Origin of the sequence: Psychrobacter sp. GW64-MNA-CIBAN-0177 (assembly GCF_040309585.1) — a bacterium.
Taxonomy (GTDB): domain Bacteria; phylum Pseudomonadota; class Gammaproteobacteria; order Pseudomonadales; family Moraxellaceae; genus Psychrobacter; species Psychrobacter okhotskensis.
This window is the reverse complement of sequence record NZ_JBEOOY010000005.1, coordinates 101,598-118,835: the sequence shown is the minus strand read 5'-3', so window position 1 is coordinate 118,835 and position 17,238 is coordinate 101,598. Positions and strand designations below refer to the sequence as shown.

Annotated in this window: 13 protein-coding genes; 5 read left to right on the top strand and 8 right to left on the bottom strand. The window is 43.9% G+C overall.

The features are described from left to right. The first annotated feature begins 194 nt into the window (after positions 1 to 194). Together AAEY79_RS05210 and dusA are read left to right on the top strand one after the other, a co-directional pair. Positions 195 to 1,496, top strand: coding sequence for an MFS transporter (locus AAEY79_RS05210; RefSeq protein ID WP_101212107.1), 1,302 nt, complete (start codon positions 195 to 197; stop codon positions 1,494 to 1,496). 99 nt (positions 1,497 to 1,595) lie between these two features. Continuing rightward, complete coding sequence (gene dusA / locus AAEY79_RS05205) at positions 1,596 to 2,567, top strand: tRNA dihydrouridine(20/20a) synthase DusA (protein WP_201566587.1); 972 nt, start codon at positions 1,596 to 1,598, stop codon at positions 2,565 to 2,567. Positions 2,568 to 2,606: 39 nt separating this feature from the next. On the opposite strand, the gene AAEY79_RS05200 is transcribed toward dusA, so the two are convergent. The 4 genes from AAEY79_RS05200 to AAEY79_RS05185 all read right to left on the bottom strand — a co-directional run bounded on the left by AAEY79_RS05200 (position 2,607) and on the right by AAEY79_RS05185 (position 9,129). Continuing rightward, positions 2,607 to 3,398, bottom strand: coding sequence for a CPBP family intramembrane glutamic endopeptidase (locus AAEY79_RS05200; RefSeq protein ID WP_201566590.1), 792 nt, complete (start codon positions 3,396 to 3,398; stop codon positions 2,607 to 2,609). A 103-nt stretch (positions 3,399 to 3,501) separates the two neighbouring features. After that, on the bottom strand, positions 3,502 to 4,389 hold the full coding sequence (locus tag AAEY79_RS05195) for an alpha/beta fold hydrolase (RefSeq protein WP_025651284.1): 888 nt from the start codon (positions 4,387 to 4,389) through the stop codon (positions 3,502 to 3,504). A 440-nt stretch (positions 4,390 to 4,829) separates the two neighbouring features. Next, positions 4,830 to 5,885, bottom strand: coding sequence for a signal peptide peptidase SppA (gene sppA, locus AAEY79_RS05190; protein WP_025651285.1), 1,056 nt, complete (start codon positions 5,883 to 5,885; stop codon positions 4,830 to 4,832). 199 nt (positions 5,886 to 6,084) lie between these two features. Further along, positions 6,085 to 9,129 carry a ComEC/Rec2 family competence protein gene (locus tag AAEY79_RS05185; protein WP_350588099.1) on the bottom strand — a complete coding sequence of 1,015 codons (3,045 nt, stop codon included), beginning with the start codon at positions 9,127 to 9,129 and terminating at the stop codon, positions 6,085 to 6,087. A gap of 472 nt (positions 9,130 to 9,601) precedes the next feature. Here AAEY79_RS05185 and AAEY79_RS05180 point away from each other — a divergent pair, with 472 nt between their 5' ends. Further along, positions 9,602 to 10,177 (top strand): DUF2062 domain-containing protein, encoded by a 576-nt coding sequence (locus tag AAEY79_RS05180; RefSeq protein ID WP_025651287.1) that lies wholly within the window; start codon positions 9,602 to 9,604, stop codon positions 10,175 to 10,177. Between the two features lie 34 nt (positions 10,178 to 10,211). Here the strand turns inward: AAEY79_RS05180 and AAEY79_RS05175 are convergent, their stop codons facing one another. From AAEY79_RS05175 to AAEY79_RS05165, 3 genes are all read right to left on the bottom strand, one after another. Then, positions 10,212 to 10,520 (bottom strand): hypothetical protein, encoded by a 309-nt coding sequence (locus tag AAEY79_RS05175; protein WP_025651288.1) that lies wholly within the window; start codon positions 10,518 to 10,520, stop codon positions 10,212 to 10,214. Positions 10,521 to 10,788: 268 nt separating this feature from the next. After that, positions 10,789 to 11,469 carry a lipoprotein-releasing ABC transporter ATP-binding protein LolD gene (lolD, locus tag AAEY79_RS05170; protein ID WP_025651289.1) on the bottom strand — a complete coding sequence of 227 codons (681 nt, stop codon included), beginning with the start codon at positions 11,467 to 11,469 and terminating at the stop codon, positions 10,789 to 10,791. A gap of 149 nt (positions 11,470 to 11,618) precedes the next feature. Beyond that, a complete protein-coding gene (locus tag AAEY79_RS05165) occupies positions 11,619 to 12,854 on the bottom strand; it encodes a lipoprotein-releasing ABC transporter permease subunit (RefSeq protein WP_025651290.1) in 1,236 nt (411 codons plus the stop codon). 448 nt (positions 12,855 to 13,302) lie between these two features. Here AAEY79_RS05165 and AAEY79_RS05160 point away from each other — a divergent pair, with 448 nt between their 5' ends. Beyond that, on the top strand, positions 13,303 to 14,283 hold the full coding sequence (locus tag AAEY79_RS05160) for a hypothetical protein (RefSeq protein WP_025651292.1): 981 nt from the start codon (positions 13,303 to 13,305) through the stop codon (positions 14,281 to 14,283). A 209-nt stretch (positions 14,284 to 14,492) separates the two neighbouring features. On the opposite strand, the gene AAEY79_RS05155 is transcribed toward AAEY79_RS05160, so the two are convergent. Further along, on the bottom strand, positions 14,493 to 14,882 hold the full coding sequence (locus AAEY79_RS05155; RefSeq protein WP_025651293.1) for an SCP2 sterol-binding domain-containing protein: 390 nt from the start codon (positions 14,880 to 14,882) through the stop codon (positions 14,493 to 14,495). Between the two features lie 869 nt (positions 14,883 to 15,751). On the opposite strand from AAEY79_RS05155, the gene ccoN reads away from it, so the two are divergent. Next, complete coding sequence (gene ccoN, locus AAEY79_RS05150) at positions 15,752 to 17,230, top strand: cytochrome-c oxidase, cbb3-type subunit I (RefSeq protein WP_025651294.1); 1,479 nt, start codon at positions 15,752 to 15,754, stop codon at positions 17,228 to 17,230. Positions 17,231 to 17,238 lie beyond the last annotated feature (8 nt).

Genomic DNA, 17,238 nt, shown 5'->3' with positions numbered 1-17,238 from the left:
TTATAGCGTACTGAATGTCTGTCACTTATTTTAAGAGTCAGTGGCTCATTAGCCTTCGTATTCAAAAAGCCTTATTTTTATTATGCCGGCAAATCATTATCTATCTATATTGATTTGCCGGTTTTTATTATGGTCGGTTATCTAGATGATGACCGTCTTAACAATCAGTTTACTGTGTGGATGCGTGATCTATTATGCCGTCTCGTTCTCAATATGCTTTGATGTCTGCTAAAGACAAAAATATCGTGATGCTTATCAGCTTTAGCAGCGCGGTGACATTTTTTGACTTTTTGATTTATCTGTACATCGCAGATATCGTCTCGCTTGCTTTTTTTCCGGCTAGTACCAGTCCTACCGTCGCCAAGCTACAAGGGCTTGGCCTCTTTACGGTCGGTTATTTGGCACGGCCACTTGGCGGCATTATTTTTGGTCGTTATGGGGATATCAAAGGTCGAAAGCCCATATTACTTATAAGCTTGCTCGTCACTGCTGCCAGTTTATTAGCGATGGCATGTCTGCCGACGTATGCGCAGTGGGGCTTGGTTGCGCCCGCTTTATTTATTTTACTCAGGCTGGTACAGGGGATGGCTTATGGCCTATATGTACCTTTAGCATGGGTTTTTGTGGCGGAACATGTGCCGCGGCAGTATCTTTCTGTAGGTTGTAGCTATGTAACTGCCAGTTTCTTCGTCGGTGTATTATTTTCTAATGCCTTTTTTAGTTGGCTTACCGGAGCAATGACCCCTGAGCAGTTGACGGATTATGGCTGGCGGCTGCCATTTTTTATCGCCTCAATACTGAGCTTTTTGCCGTTACTTGCGTGGCGATTGATTGGTGAATCACCGTTTTTTATCGCGATGGAAAAATCGAAACCCAAGAGCTATTTTGCCAAGCCGCTTACCCTGCTCTTTAAAAATCACAAACATTCAGTATTTGTCGGCATGATGCTGACGTTGATTATTTCTAGCATTACGACTGTCGTCATTCTTTTATTACCAGAGTTAATCGAATTACGCTTTACTTTAGATACTGATTTGTTTGGATTTTCGCACAGTTTGGGTATTGTTTTTATGATTTTTGGCTGCATATTTTATGGCTTAGTGTCTAATCATGAGAATTTTGGCAAAATTTTGGTTGTTGGTTCTGCCTTGTTAATCGCTCAAATGCTTGCTTTCTTTTATCACTTGCAAGCAGGCGGCGACTATATCTTGATTATGTATGCGCTACTGGGCTTCTGTGCTGGCATTGTCGGTATGGTACCGGCTATTCTTGTGCAACTGTTTCCAACCAATGTGCGCCTTACCGGAATGGCTTTTTGTTATAATATCACCTATGGCATCGTGGGCGTACTTATACCTTTTGGGCTGGGCTATGCCACGTTATTTATCAGTTTTTCACCCGCTCTCTATATCGCCTTTATCGGCTTTATTGGCATTATCATGGGACTGTATTTTTACAACTTACCCCAGTTCAAAAGAATTGATCAGGTGGTCTAGCAAGGGCGTATTGAATATTCGCCCATTGTGCTTACGACACCTGTTGTCTCTATGCAAAACACTCACACTCAAAGAATAAAATATTAAGGCTTATTATCCATGGTTGATATGACCAATAAACGACTCTCAGTTGCCCCCATGATCGATTGGACGACGACGGATTATCGTTATTTTGCGCGACTTTTTAATCCGCACGTCTACTTATATACTGAAATGATCAGTACAGGGGCGCTGATACATGGTAATCGAGCACGGCATTTACGCTTTGACGCGCTCGAGCAGCCTATCGTGCTGCAACTTGGCGGTGCAGATATTGATGAGATGACCCAGTGTGCCGAGTTCGCGCAACAGCATGGTTATGATGAGGTTAATATCAATGTTGGTTGCCCATCGGATCGCGTCCAACATAATAAAATTGGCGCTTGTCTCATGGCCGAGCCAAATATTGTCGCTGACTTGGTCAAACACATGCAAACGGCGGTCGATATCCCAGTAACCGTCAAGCATCGTATTGGTATAGATGATTTTGATAGCTATGAGTTTATGGCAGATTTTGTGCAGACGGTCGCTGCTGCTGGTTGTACGCGCTTTATCGTCCACGCTCGCACCGCATGGCTACAAGGTCTTAGCCCCAAGCAAAATCGCGAAATTCCACCATTACGTTACGATGATGTCTACCGCCTCAAACAAGACTTCCCAGACCTTGATGTCGAGATAAACGGTGGTATCGAGACCGTCGCAGATATTCAAGCGCACTTGCAGCATATAGACGGTGTGATGATTGGCCGCGCCTTTTATCATAACCCTTATCTGCTAGCAGAAGCCAATAGCTTATGGGGTGAGCCTGCACCTAAGCGCTCAGATATATTGGCGCAGCTTTATCCTTATCTAGAAGAGCAACTGGCCAAAGGTGAAGCGCTGCCAACGATGACTCGGCATTATTTAGGATTATTTCAAGGGCTGACGGGAGCTCGCAAATGGCGACAGGCATTGAGTGGCAAACCTAAACTGACGATAGATGACGTTAAACAAGCAGCCGCTGAAGTCTTGGCATTAAACCCTGATGCATAGCTCTTTTTGATTAAGCAAATTCTCTTAAGAAAATTTTGATTAAGCGGTTTGCGCTAAATACTGCCCCATCGCTGCGCCATTATTGACAATGTGAAGCAGCATGGGCAGTAGCAGCGAGCCAGATTTGATACGGGCATAGCAAAATATCAATGCCAGCACCACGATAGTGCTGATTTCATAAACGCCATACTGCAAGTGAATCACCGCAAATATTACACTGGTGACGATACTAGCAATGATCGCCCCGCGCAGCTCTTGACTTGGTGAGGCGACGAATTGCTCAGTAATGGCCGACCATAGGATGCCGCGAAAGACCAGCTCTTCGTATAATGGCGCGACTATCACCATCGCAAATACTAGCAGCCACACTGAGCTGACGGACTGATATAACGGATCGACAAACACCAGTGGCGATTTATCAAGCCAGTAAGTCAGCGCCTGACTGCCAATCATAAATATCAATAATATACCTAGCATCCCAACGCCAACCGCGACTGAAAATGGATTAAGCGCAAGATAGCGCTGCCAATTACCGCCTTTTAACCGAATCAACATAACGATGAGGGCGACCAGCAATACACCGCCAATCATAATGGACACACTCACGACCGTGCCATTACTGCTGCCATAGAAAAACACATCAGCCACGTTTGCGCTTTTAATAGCCGGCAGCAGCAGCTTGCCTGCGACATAGACTCCTAGCAGTTGACTGATAAAGAATGCGACGATCATACCTATGGTCAGTAAAAACACTTCCAAGCGTGAAAATAACGGCGAACGCTTAGGCGAGTTTATCAGCCGTTGCTTGGCAGCACTAAAATGATTTGGCATAAAATGGTGACTCAGTGATATAGAGTATCAATGCTGACGACAACTTTATATTAGGACTAGGACACGCCCTAATCTGAGCAGTCAAATAAGTAGCGCGCATGATTTATTTTGGTAGTTGTTGCTTGATTAAGTCCAATACTTGCCGTGACACAGACTCTGGATACTCAAGCGGGAACATATGACCACCCGTATGGGTCGTATAAGGAATACCAAGTCGTGATTTTATTTGCTGCGGGAAACGGCGCTTTAAAAACAAGCTTTCTTCCCCAATAATGAGGGTAACTGGCGGCTTTGGGGCGCGGTTTGGCGTTAGCCAATACCATGAGGGATTGGTTCGAAAGACATCTACCTCAACGGACTTTGGAATCGCTAAGGTCACTTTGCCATCCGCACGCTCATGTAAACCGTGCTCAATGTAACCCTGAAAGCTACGCTCATCAAAGTTTTTAAAAAAACCTTTGTGACGCATTTTATCGTAGGCATCTTCGCGGCTATCCCAAACATCGCGGCGGTGCTTAGATACCCCAGCTGGAGATAGCTTATCCATCAAGCGGTTGTTCATCAATGGTAGCCTATCAGCCGTCTTTGCCAAATGCCAAAAAAAGCTGACTTTACCATAAATCCAAGGGGGATCCATTAATACTGCTTGAGCAAAGTGCTGAGGCTCACGGTACAATGCCTGCATGGTACACATAGCGCCCAGCGAATGTCCAACGGCCACGACTTGCGCGACACCATGCTTCTCACAAGTACTTTTCACACTATCGATAATTTGCTGAGTCAGACTGCGCCAGTGATCATCAACTGGATAGTCAGGATTAGTACCTAACATCGCAATATATTCGATCGTAAAAAACTCACTAAGACCTGCAAAAAATGCTTCATAAACCGCGCTTGGCATACCATTGGCATGGGCAAAATGTATCACGGGCTTCCTTGTTTTTTTAGAGACGGGTAGCGCTGCAAAAGTTTGCAAATTGATGTCACTCATAACAAGCTCTCATTGATTTTTATCATTATGGGATATTAAGGCGTGTATTTTATGGTCATTTTCAAAATGAACACATTCTCAAAATAAAGATACGCCCTAAATAGTAGTTACTTTAATAGTAAGAATGCCTTTAATAGTCGCTGTGCCATTAATAGTCATCAAAGATTATAGCATTCAAAAAATGAGCATGGCGAAAGAAAACCAGACCAATTACTGACGTAAATAAAGCACTGCTTGGTTAAAGCAATTTTGATCAACCAAAGGTATTGTTGGCCTCGGTATTTTTTGGACTTGGTATTTTGTGGACTTAATGTTTTTCGAATACGCTATTCCGTTGGAATGCCCATTATCCATAAATTTGTACTGACCAATAATTAAGGCTGAGCATAATAATACGCTCAGCCTTAATTATTGGTCACAGTAAACCTAACACCATAGGCTTAGCGCATTTCTGCATTACCATCGGTTTGTGGCAAAACATCAAGCTTGACGCTTGAGCCGATACCCGCGCCCAACTTAACTGCAAAGCGATCCATAAATAAACTGAACGGATCGGTTGGGGTATAATTGACGACATTATCGAGCTTTAACTGCTTTTCTAAGCTAGAAATACTGCCTTTTTTATCAGCGAGACCTAAGGCAATCGATTGCTCACCAGTCCAGAACAATCCTGAGAACAGTTTATTCTCTTCTGGGTTTTTTAGACGAGCGCCGCGTCCTTCTTTTACCGCATTGATAAAGTGCTTATGAGTATTGGCCAGCACTTTTTCGACATGCTTTTCTTCATAATCGGTAAGCGGGCGCGATAAGCTTAAGATGTCTTTATATTCACCAGCAGTGATAGTGCGATCTTCAACACCGACTTTATCCATCAAGCCTTCGACATTGTAGCTTGGCATAATCACGCCAATAGAACCAACCAAACTTGATGGGTTCACATAAATCTCGTCTGCCGCTGAGGCAATATAATAAGCACCAGAAGCGCCGATATCACCGATCACCGCATAGAGTTTTTTATCTGGATACTCTTGGCGTAGATCCCTCATTGTCTGCCAAATCTCATCAGACTGTACAGGTGAGCCACCAGGTGAGTTGATATCTAGCGCCACTGCTTTTGAGTTATTATTTTCAAAAGCACGCGTCAATGCTTCGTTGACATCATAAGCATTGGCGACATCACCACTACTGATAGTGCCTTGCAACTCAACCACGGCCAAATGTGGCTTGCTGGTATCCATACCGTCAAGAGCTGATGGCGCTTTACTGCTACAGCCACGGCCAAGGGTCAAAAATATCAATAGGATATAACCAAAGGTCAAGAGTTTGAAAAAGATACCCCAGCGGCGCGCACGGCGTTGCTCTACCACACTAGCGAGCAAGGTATTTTCAATCAAGCGCCATTCTTGTCCGCTCGGCTGGCTTGACTGCGGCATCGGCGCTGGCTGATTTGCCGAATTGTCAGGACGTTTGTTAGGGTCTGGTGGCCAGTTGGGCATATAACTTCCTAAGTCAGAAACAATCTAAAACGATAAAAGAGATGATATAGAAAATGAGGTCAGTAAGAAATCAAATTTTCTCACTGTCTCGGTCATCTATATTAATAGGTTACTAAGTATGGTGCCATTTTGGTTGTGGTTCAATAGTGTAACCGTGAAATATCACCCTATTATAACGCTGCTAGGATGAGGACAATTTTTATGGAGTGGTCTCAAAAGCTAATGCTGCTTCTAAGGCGTTATCATCATAGGTTATTGCTTCACTTATTTGCTGACGGCTGATGACCTCAGTCGTTATTTGCGAGGTACTGTGTCCAAGCCAAGTAACATGACTGTCGGTTCTATTATCCTCAAACGACTCAGCTTGGCAGATCAATGCCCACAGTTGCCAAAGACGCTTATGAGTATCCGCATTAACAATAATACGTGATGGCAGTGACTGATCTTGCGCAGTAAGGTGTTGATTGTCTGTTTGCGTACTTTTTGATATAGAAGGTATTGCCTTTATCATTTGCGCGCTAGCAAGCGGTGAATTTAGGGGATCGGCTGCATTATACTGCCGTATATTAATAGGTAACTTGCTATCAATGACAAGCGTGCACTCCCACACACTGGCATCGTCTATCTCACTCCAGCCCGTGATAGCCTCTAATGATAAAGCGCCGTTGGCGAGCTGCCATGAGTCACCTTGCTCACAGCCTTTCGGGCTGATATACGTTTTGTTAGTGATCTGAGCTGAATCATCAGCTTGGCTTGCTTTTCTATAAAACTTCTCTCGATCGAACCATCGATTACTGCGCCCTGCCTGCCAATACTGGCTAATCGGTAGGCGTTGACTTATTTGAGCAACCGTCATCGGCAACAGCTCAGAGGCATTAGGTTTAAATGTATTGCTTGCCTCATGAGTCGTGAGCGTATCCGTCAGTCCTGTACTGGCTGTCTGCACTATGAGCCCTTCTAAACGTTTAATCGACAAGGTGCGCAACTGCTGTTCTAGTGTTGCGGACAGCTTCTCTGCCGTCAAATTACTTGGCATGGTACGCGTAGCATTAGGCCTATGGTCTGCCAAAAATAACCAACTCACGCTATCCTTTGCTGACTGCGCCTTATTATACTTGCCTCCAATGCCCCCAACCTCATTCATTATAGGATATTGCAGCACAGCAGCGCTTATATAGCGATCTCCAGTGGGCAAGACATATAAAGTTGGTGACGTAGATAATGACTGCTGGTTGGCATATACCGTCATCATTAATAGCGTTAAAGGCGGTAGTGCCAGCCAACGACTGATAAACCCACGCGGTAATAACCAAGGCAATATTGCCAGCAATACCATCAGTAATATCGCCATATTTACTGGCGTATACAACCACGCCTCTGACAGCGCTGGTAATGAAGTCAGCCACCTAATCAAATCATGTAAGCTAGCGACAATGGTACTGACCAGCGCCCAAATACTATCGGCAAGTGCAGGCCATAATAAATAACAAAGCCCTGCTAATAGATTGAGCGGTACGATAACCCAGCCAAATAAACCAATCGCAAATAAATTAATGACCAATCCCCATAGCGAGGCTTTGCCAAACAACAGCAAGGTAATGGGCAGCAGGGCGATAAATAGCCAGCATTGCAGTTTAAAGACACGCTTGCCTGTGAGCCATGCCTTTCTAAGTAAAATACGGCTATATTTACTATCACCATGAGAGAAAGGTATATCTGATTGCGATAATGCTGAGTTGTTTTGCGCCTGTGAGCCACTATCGTACTTTAGCAAGAGCGCCACAGCGATAAAAGACAGCCAATAACCAGCCTGCCACAGCACATAAGGATCAAGCCATGCCATCAAGACTGCTAGCGCTAACAATACTCGCATCGTACTAATCGGTAGTAAGGTTAATCGTACCAGACCTATCGCCAGTAACATCCATGCGGTTCGCGCTGCCGGCACATCAAAGCCAGTAAATAGCGCATAAATAAAAGCGGCACTGATCATCACCCACCAGCGCACTTGCCAGCGTGGTATGCGACGATATAGGGCTGGATACAGACGATTGAACGATAATACAACTGCTCCTGCCAGCATAATCGCTAAAAACAACACATGAGTGCCAGAGATAGCCAGCAAATGTGAAATACCAGCCAACTGATACAGATCCTTGGTATCACGATTGATCAAGCTGCGATCACCTGTGAGCAAACTTAAAGTGACCGCTTTTGCTTGCTGCGCAGCGGTAGTTTGTCCCACCCAATCTTGATAAAAATGCTGCCGCAATTGCCAACGCCCTTGGTCAATCCGAGTACGAAAACGCTTAAGATAGGAATGAGAATTAGCGTCCAGTGCAGACGACTCATCGAGCGCAAAAGGCAAGGTGCTAGTCGCCACTATATTGGCTACCCCATCGATATGACGACCTCGTAACCAGCGATAACTGTCAAAACCAGAAGGGTTATTAATCGCTTGCTCAGAGGTAGCAAGCGCTGCGAGTGTTAGCGTCATAAATAACTGATCACCCGGCTGCAGCTGGTTTACGTCAATCATCTGCGAGCTTTTAGAGCCGCTTTTTGGATAAGCATTGAGTAGCACGCGGTATTTGATGTCGTTAGCAATGTTTTCAGCTTTTTCGTTCAAATCAGCGCCAGCTAAACTATTATTGCTTAGGCTATTATCAATATTTGTAACATAATCGGCCGCAATGCTATCTAATTCCTGAGCCGTTAGCTCAGAGATCAATGGCGACATATGACTAATGGTAGCGATTTGTCGATAGCCGCTATTGGTGACGTCATCATAAACGCTATCGCTAATACCCTCGATAGTAACCAACGCTTGCACACGTATAGGCTCAATAATTTTTGTTGCTTCTGCCCGCTGGTAACCCATCAAAGCTTGTAATGCACTACCAATCACTAACCCTATTGCCAGTATCATTATCAGCGAATAATTGATCATTCGAATGGGGAGTTTAGAGGGAGAAGAACCGTATGGAGAGGTATTTTGAGGAACAGAAGGCTGAGAGAAGTCGCCTTGAGAAGAAAGCTTATGGACGTCCACTGAGCTTATAGACAGAGCTTGACGCTGGTTAATAGCTATCAAAATAATAGCGACGATGACTAATAGTAGCGGTAACAACGTAGTGGCGCCGCTCATAGCTATTAACGAGTTAAATGGTATCGCCATACTATCTGCGACTGCCAAAACCCCCATCATAGCGATAATCACTAAACTGCCAAGTAACCAGTACACCAGCGCTCCTTGCTTGATGAGCTGAACGTTTAAATACGACCAATTTTGCTTGAGTGTTGCCAGTCAAAAACGGGCGGGAATCTATAGCTTCACGCTAGCAATAAAGACTGTCGTTAGAGCGTGTACTCATGTTGGAAATAGTGATAAAAATGAGATAAATGGTAACAAAATAAGAAAAGTAGCGCGGATAATATCAGGATATTGTCCAGCTATTTAACGCCATTTGGCAAGATTTGGCCATTTTTTAACCCTTTAGTCGCTACCATTCAGATCGAGGCCACGCCCTCGTCCAGCAATAGCATTTATTTTTTTATTACCCTATACTCACGGGACATATTGCAATACTGATTATTCAATACCATTACTTTGTTTTTCTGATACTATTCCTACCCGTATTTTATTCCTAATATCTCTTTATATCAGCCCATCAATGTGATTGAACCAGCGGTTGATAACGATTAAAGGCGATGCTGTGTCCCAAAAACGTCTTAAAAACTTGCTGCCCACACCAGAGAAAATTCTAGAAAGCCGCATTTTAAAATTATTTGCACCGCATTTGGCTGATCCGCGCTTATGGCATTTTAACCGGCACAGCTTAAATAAAGCGGTCTATATCGGCGTGCTCAGTGCATTTTTTCCGCTACCCGGACAGATGTTATTAGCATTAATTGGCTCGCTAATTTTTCGTGCCAATGTCCCTATGGCGCTTGGTTTAACTTGGATTACCAACCCTGTCACTAGCCTACCTATCTTTTACGCTGGTTACTACATCGGTGCCAAAATTCTTGACGTGCCGATGATCAGTTTACGGCTTATTGGCAGAATGATTGCTGACTTTAGCTTATGGGCACTATCTGATGGTGCCAACCCCTTTATCACATATCAAGGCACTGTATCGTTAACCGCATTCTGTGTGGGTATCACTATCCTTGCCGTCATTACTAGCATCGTTTGTGGCTTGGCATTTAAGGCAATTTGGCGTTATAAAACCGTCACCAGCTGGCAAAAACGCCAACACAAACCTATCGACAAGACACCTAAACGCTGATGGATGCTTTCAATACAGCGCTTAGGCATTTTGATCAATCGTCTTCTTTCTCTTTCTCTATTGCCGCAATGACATTGTCTGTAAATCTGCTATCCATCTCAAATATATCGATCACTTGTTCATCTTTGAGCAGCGTATAGCGTTTGCCAGTGGCGCTGTCTTGTGCTTTTAGATCGTAATCAACGCCCGCAAGCGTAATAGCATCAAAAACTGGGGTAAGCAGTTCAATCTGCGCCTGCCTATCAATGGTGTCAAATAGGGTTGGATCCATATAGGGTTTTAATGGTTCATTGCCCTCTTCCGCACTGCCGAAAGCAGCGATTGGATCTTCATCTTCGTTCATTGTATTTATCCTTGTAACGTGAGACAGGACTACTGTCGTCAATGTTATATAAATCGACTACATTAGGGCGTGTCCTCATTTTAAAAATGGTCATGAAAATAAGATAAATTGCCGTCAAACGAGGAAAATAGCGCAAATAATATCGAGATATTAATCAGCTATTTGACAATATTTGGCAAAATTTAGCCATTTTTAGTCCATTTAGATACAAGCGTTTGAATTGAGGACACGCTCTAGGCAAATGGTACGGTTAAACAGTTTCGACGCATTAATACTGTTCCCAATGACCATTACGTAGCAACATTTGGCGATCTGCCAGCGCCGCCAAGTTACGGTCATGGGTCACCATCAATAGTGCTGTTTGCATGGTACTTTGCAGCTCTGATAACAAGCCAAAAACACTTTGTGCATTGTCATAATCCAAGTTGCCTGTTGGCTCATCTGCCAATATGAGCGAGGGTTTGGTGACGAGGGCACGGGCAATGGCCACGCGTTGACGCTCACCGCCTGACAGCTCGCCTGGCCTGTGCGCCAAACGATGCTCCAGACCAACGCTTTTTAGGATGGCAATCGCTTGGTCTCTTGCCTCAGTCGTCGATACTTTAGGGCGCAGCAGCAGTGGCATCGCGACGTTTTCAATCGCTGTAAACTCTGCTAACAGATGATGAAATTGATAAATAAACCCTAGGTGCTTGTTACGCATCGCCCCGCGTTCAGTCTCATTCATGCTGTTTAACAACTGACCATGCAGCCAGACTTCACCACTGGTTGGCGTATCCAATCCGCCCAGCAAGTGTAGCAAGGTGCTTTTTCCTGAGCCACTGGTGCCAACGATAGCGATGCGCTCGCCAGCATTGACGGTCAAATCCAAGCCTGTCAATACTTGGGTACTAACCGCGCCTTCATCATATATCTTATTGATATTGGTCGCCTTTAAAATGGCAGACATAGCACTTCCTTTATTTTATTGATACCGATATTCATGATTTTTTAATTTGGCTAACACTTATCACCTGCAGCATAGTTGCTTAAAACGAGGCTATTCTCACTTTAATGGCTTCTCATTTTAATGATAACTACGCCTCGCTTGAGTATCAATTACTCATAACGCAACGTTTGCGCAGGTTGAATTTTAGCCGCTCGGCGCGCTGGATAAATAGTGGCCAAAAAGCTCAATACAAATGACGCACCAGTGATCAATATCACATCCGTTAAGCGCAGCTGTGATGGTAGATAATTAACGAAGTAAGCATCGAAGAGATTGAGACCGAAGGCTTGATTAATGAAGCCTAAGATATCGCTCACTGTCAACGCAAATATCACACCCAAAATCGTACCTGCAATCGTACCAATAAAGCCGATGACCACGCCTTGTACCATAAAGACCTGTGTAATCAGACGAGGAGATGCCCCAAAAGTCTTTAGAATCGCAATATCAGCTTTTTTATCGGTGACCAGCATGACCAGACTTGAGACAATATTAAATGCTGCCACTAGGATGATTAAGAACAGTAGCAACCCGACCATGGCTTTTTCCATTTGGATCGCCCCAAATAGATTGCCGTGCGTTTGCGTCCAGTCATTCGGATAGAGGCGATCAGGAGCAATCGCAGCCGCTTTTTGGGCAGCAATGGGCGCGGTAAAGATATCGTTTAGCTTCATACGGATACCTTGAGCGCCATCGGGGAGGCGGAGCAACTTACCGGCATCACTCATCGGGATAAAGGCCATGAGGCTGTCCACTTCTGGGCTGATACTGAAAATACCCGTCAAGGTAAAACGCTTAAAGCGCGGTATCACACCAGCCGGTGATGGCGATGCTTCTGGCAACACCAAAGTCACCTTATCACCGATGCTCAAGCCCAACGATTGCACCATCTCTTCACCCAGCACAATACTGAAATCACCCGCTTGTAGAGTATCGATACTGCCTTCAGTCATGTGATCGTTAATGATCGAGACGTTTTTTTCGTACTGAGGATCGACACCAGTGACCATGATACCTGCCACTTGACCATTCGAGGTCAGCATGCCTTGCAGCTGAATAAAGGGCGCGACGGCAGCGACTTCTGGATCTTCTTTAATACGATCAGCCAATTGCTCCCAATCACCAATCACCTCGGTTGAGATAACGGTTGCTTGCGGCACCATGCCCAAAATACGGGTCTTTAACTCACGGTCAAAACCATTCATCACCGACAAAACCGTAATCAATACGGCAACCCCAAGGGTCAAACCTATCATCGAGATCAGCGATATAAAGGAGATAAAGCCATTACTACGCTCTGCTCGGGTGTATCGTAAGCCGATAAATAACGCTAAAGGACGAAACATATTCAAACTCTTTATCTTATCTACGTGCGACTTTTATATGCGCCAAAACGAGCAGCGACAAACGCCCTATAGAGTGCGCCTGCCATACCAACATATAAATTGAACACAAAAATAGGGTTTAAAACAGGCCAAATTTGGCCATCAAAAGGGAGCTAGTTTGACACAATTTGGCGGATATGTGCCAGTCATTAGCAAAAACTGCGCGTATTTTTTGCCAAAAAACCGGGTTTTGTTATTATTTTTTATGAGGGGCTTGCTATTACTTGCGTCTATACCTATATATTGTATGCTAAGGACAATTGTCAATAACCCCTCCTTGTTGTTTGCTGACCCTATACTGCCGACATTGCTAGCTATCTTAGACCAATGATTATAAATATTGGATGCTAGATGAGCAATGTCAGCGTTAGGTCCAAACCTCATCGCTGACTTAAGTTTGAGTATTTTCATGACCATTAATTATCAATATAAAAACATCCAATCTCCTACCAAAATCACCTTATCTGACGAGCAAGCTGCCGGTCATGCCGATCATTGGCGTATTTTAACCGATGATATGAGTCATGATGTGCCAGAGTGGCTGCAAAAGATGATCGAAAAGGCGGCCATGCCGAAAGGTCTCAACCCCAACGTCAGCGCCAAAGACAGTTGCTTGTTGCTATCTGAAGACCAACCTTGCCACATCAACCAAGTGCTGGCGATGAAAGACGGTAAGCCCGAATGCTTTATCAACGCCTATCCATGTGTCGACAGTCCTTATGGGCTACATTGCAAAATCGAGCGTATCATTGCCAACGACAACTCACACGACGCAGTACTGCGTTTGCGCACGGCTGACGGCAGTATTATTTATGCCTTTGACCAGCTTTATACCGCCAACCGTCATTTGTATCAACGCGATACGTCTTACTTCGTGAATTTTAGTGCTTGGGCACATGAAATCAAGCTAAGCGAGCAGCACGAAGTTATTATGGTAGAAGATCAAGAAGCCATTCGCTACCATCGTGCCTTTAACGATATCGTCGCCGCCAATGATGGTCAAATACCGGATGATCTACAAGAGCAAATCAAAGAGTGGAAGCCTGAGACCAAAGAACAAATGGCGCCAGTCGAGATTAACCTAGGTCATATGTGTGCTTATTTGTTCGGTGATACTCTGGGACAAGAAGACGAGGCATGGTGCCAAGGTCAAGTACTTGGCAAGCAAGAAACCCTCTTTAATGGCAAGCCCATTATCTTGTTTGATGTGGTAATACTACGTGAACAAGACGCCGATCCATTCGTGGTGCGTATTGGTGCGCTCAATACGACAGAGACTGCTTCTATTAACGTACATGACTATGTACAAGCGAATGTCTGGCTACAGGCAGCGATGTATAAAGAAAACCAAAAGTCACAAGATGCGACGGCGGCATCAAAAGCCAGCTAAACATTCAAGAAACTTAAGTCGTTTAATTAATTTAAATAGTCTAAGTAAGCAGCATCGCTAGGCATTCATTGCGACAATTACTTCTTCTTACTCATATTATCATTCGTAAAAAAGCTCCTAATATAAAATTAGGAGCTTTTTTGTGCTTTGCTTAGACAATATCGATAAAAAAAATCAATTGAAAAAGTGAAAGATATAGACTTAAGCCGTTAAGCCATCGTCGTCATAGATTTGACACGTTTGTACAATTCTTTTTGCTCAGCACTTGGACGTGCCGTTTGTACCGCCATCAATTGTGACATATCGCCTTCAACGCGAATTTTACCACTCATAAATGCGCCCATGATTTCGTTGGTATCAAAGTCGGTAATGATTGATTGCAAGATACTACGGTCAAGCAATAATGTGGTGGTCGCATTATCATTTAAGCCGCGATGCAATAGGCCATCAGCAAAGTTGGCTTCGATATCTCCATCGGTGTCAGACACTTTTAGGTTGATAACCATATTAGCCAGCGCGGGTGGCAAATTTAGCTCACCAGCTTCGCTACCTAACTTCTCAACGTCATCAAACCATGCATCTGTCAAAAAAACTGCCATATTATTGTCCTTAATGAATAGGGTGCTAGGCTAACCGTATCAATTACTGCTTACTGCCGCCCAATCGTATTCAAATGATTAAAATCGTTATTGTGTCATCGTTATTATAACAATGCGTAGGAAACTACTGTCGATACTTTTCAATCTCATTATAAGGGGCGATTTACCGATAAGTAAAACCTATTTATAAGGCTAATGTTGCCATTGTTACAAAAACTTCTCTATATTTTGTACTTATACCCTATGATTCATAGGATTCTGCCCTCTAGAATAGTCTTAAAATTGGGTATAAAATAGGCTGATAGCGTAGCAATAATAAGTTGCCTACGCAGATTTTTACCAAAGAGTTTGTATTTTGCCGCATAGTTCTGATGATATTTAATTAGGATTGCGTTACAATACCCTTAAACAGAGTCGGGAGTTTTAACTAAACATTACGTTAACCTGTTTTTTTGTCAGCCACCGCTAGCATACATCAATGGTCCATGCTGTTTTACGACCAGATGGATATCAGTGTCTATCTTCGTTATTGCTGTTGTTTTCAGTAATAATTAAGATAAATCCTTAATATCACTAGATGTTTGATGCTTCTATACGGTGTCACTCCTTATTTACCTTAACGAGTTATTAACAATCCTACTATCAACTGGCTGTAAGCGCTGCATGTTCCTAGCGCTACCCTCTTCCTCTTTGCATCAACTGATACTGAGTGGAAGCTTAGCTTGATAGTTAATAACCTTAAGATAATAATTGAGTCAAGAGACAGCATGTACCGCGATGACTATCTGCCTGCACCAGTATGGTTGCTGCAGATAATGCGGAGAGTTAGTTAATTCTGTTGATAATTCGGGCTGTAAAGGAATCATCCAATGAGTTTACAAAACACAGCAGTCGCCCCAGTTGACCGTGAGTATGAAATTACCATCGTAAGATTTTTTACGATAATGGCCGTGGTATGGGGCATCGTCGGCATGAGCCTTGGCGTGTTCATTGCTTCACAGTTGGCATGGCCAGCGCTTAACTTTGACATCCCATGGCTGACATTTAGTCGTTTAAGACCGCTACATACCAATGCAGTGATTTTTGCTTTCGGTGGCTCTGCCCTGTTCGCAACGTCTTACTATATTGTTCAGCGCACCTGTAAGACAAGGCTATTTGCCCCTTATTTGGCTTGGTTTACCTTTTGGGGTTGGCAAGCGGTTATCGTCTCTGCCGTTATCACCCTTCCTCTAGGCTTGACCTCGACTAAGGAATACGCTGAGCTTGAGTGGCCAATCGATATTTTGATTGCTCTGGTATGGATATCTTATGCCATTGTTTTCTTCGGGACACTCATCAAACGCAAAACCTCACATATTTATGTGGCCAACTGGTTCTTTGCCGCTTTTATTATTACGATTGCATTACTACATATCGTAAACAGCATGGCGATTCCGGTTAGCGCGTTCAAATCTTATTCGCTATTTGGCGGTGCAACTGATGCGATGGTGCAATGGTGGTACGGACATAACGCGGTAGGTTTTTACTTGACGGCAGCCTTCCTTGGGATGATGTATTACTTCGTTCCAGTACAGATTGGTCGTCCTATTTATTCGTATCGTTTGTCTATCGTTCACTTTTGGGCATTGATTGCATCTTATATGTGGGCTGGTGGTCACCATTTGCATTATTCAGCGCTTCCTGATTGGACGCAGTCATTAGCAATGGTATTCTCAATCATCTTATTTGCACCCTCTTGGGGTGGTATGATTAACGGTGTATTGACGCTATCTGGTAGTTGGGATAAGTTACGTACCGATCCAATCATTCGCTTTATGATCGTAGCATTGTCATTCTACGCAATGTCGACGTTCGAAGGCCCAATGATGTCTATTAAAACCGTTAATGCGCTATCGCATAATACGGATTGGACAGTCGGTCACGTACACTCAGGCGCGCTTGGTTGGGTAGGTATGATTACCATTGGTTCGCTATATGTACTATTACCACGTATTTATAACAAACCAAAAATGTACTCTATCAGCTTAATCACCACCCATTTCTGGCTAGCGACTGCAGGTACTATCTTTTACATCGTATCAATGTGGATCTCAGGTATTGGTCAAGGCATGATGTGGTTGGCTACTAATCCAGATGGTACTTTGGTATACAGCTTCGTTGATACAGTTGAGTTCTCGCATTTCCCATATATCGGGCGTGCTTTTGGTGGATTCTTGTATGTGTCAGGTATGTTTGTGATGGCTTATAACTGCTATAAAACACTCAAGATGCCAGAAGGTAAGCCTGTAGATGTCGCTGATCCAACGGATCATGAACCTAGTGTCGATACCTCGACAGCTAACGTATAAGGAGCGAT

Excerpts from the sequence above, each read along its gene's own strand:
- AAEY79_RS05210 (WP_101212107.1), top strand. The coding sequence starts at position 195 with ATGCCGTCTCGTTCTCAATATGCTTTGATGTCTGCTAAAGACAAAAAT.
- dusA (WP_201566587.1), top strand. The coding sequence starts at position 1,596 with ATGGTTGATATGACCAATAAACGACTCTCAGTTGCCCCCATGATCGAT.
- AAEY79_RS05200 (WP_201566590.1), bottom strand. The coding sequence starts at position 3,398 with ATGCCAAATCATTTTAGTGCTGCCAAGCAACGGCTGATAAACTCGCCT.
- AAEY79_RS05195 (WP_025651284.1), bottom strand. The coding sequence starts at position 4,389 with ATGAGTGACATCAATTTGCAAACTTTTGCAGCGCTACCCGTCTCTAAA.
- sppA (WP_025651285.1), bottom strand. The coding sequence starts at position 5,885 with ATGCCCAACTGGCCACCAGACCCTAACAAACGTCCTGACAATTCGGCA.
- AAEY79_RS05175 (WP_025651288.1), bottom strand. The coding sequence starts at position 10,520 with ATGAACGAAGATGAAGATCCAATCGCTGCTTTCGGCAGTGCGGAAGAG.
- lolD (WP_025651289.1), bottom strand. The coding sequence starts at position 11,469 with ATGTCTGCCATTTTAAAGGCGACCAATATCAATAAGATATATGATGAA.
- AAEY79_RS05165 (WP_025651290.1), bottom strand. The coding sequence starts at position 12,854 with ATGTTTCGTCCTTTAGCGTTATTTATCGGCTTACGATACACCCGAGCA.
- AAEY79_RS05160 (WP_025651292.1), top strand. The coding sequence starts at position 13,303 with ATGACCATTAATTATCAATATAAAAACATCCAATCTCCTACCAAAATC.
- AAEY79_RS05155 (WP_025651293.1), bottom strand. The coding sequence starts at position 14,882 with ATGGCAGTTTTTTTGACAGATGCATGGTTTGATGACGTTGAGAAGTTA.
- ccoN (WP_025651294.1), top strand. The coding sequence starts at position 15,752 with ATGAGTTTACAAAACACAGCAGTCGCCCCAGTTGACCGTGAGTATGAA.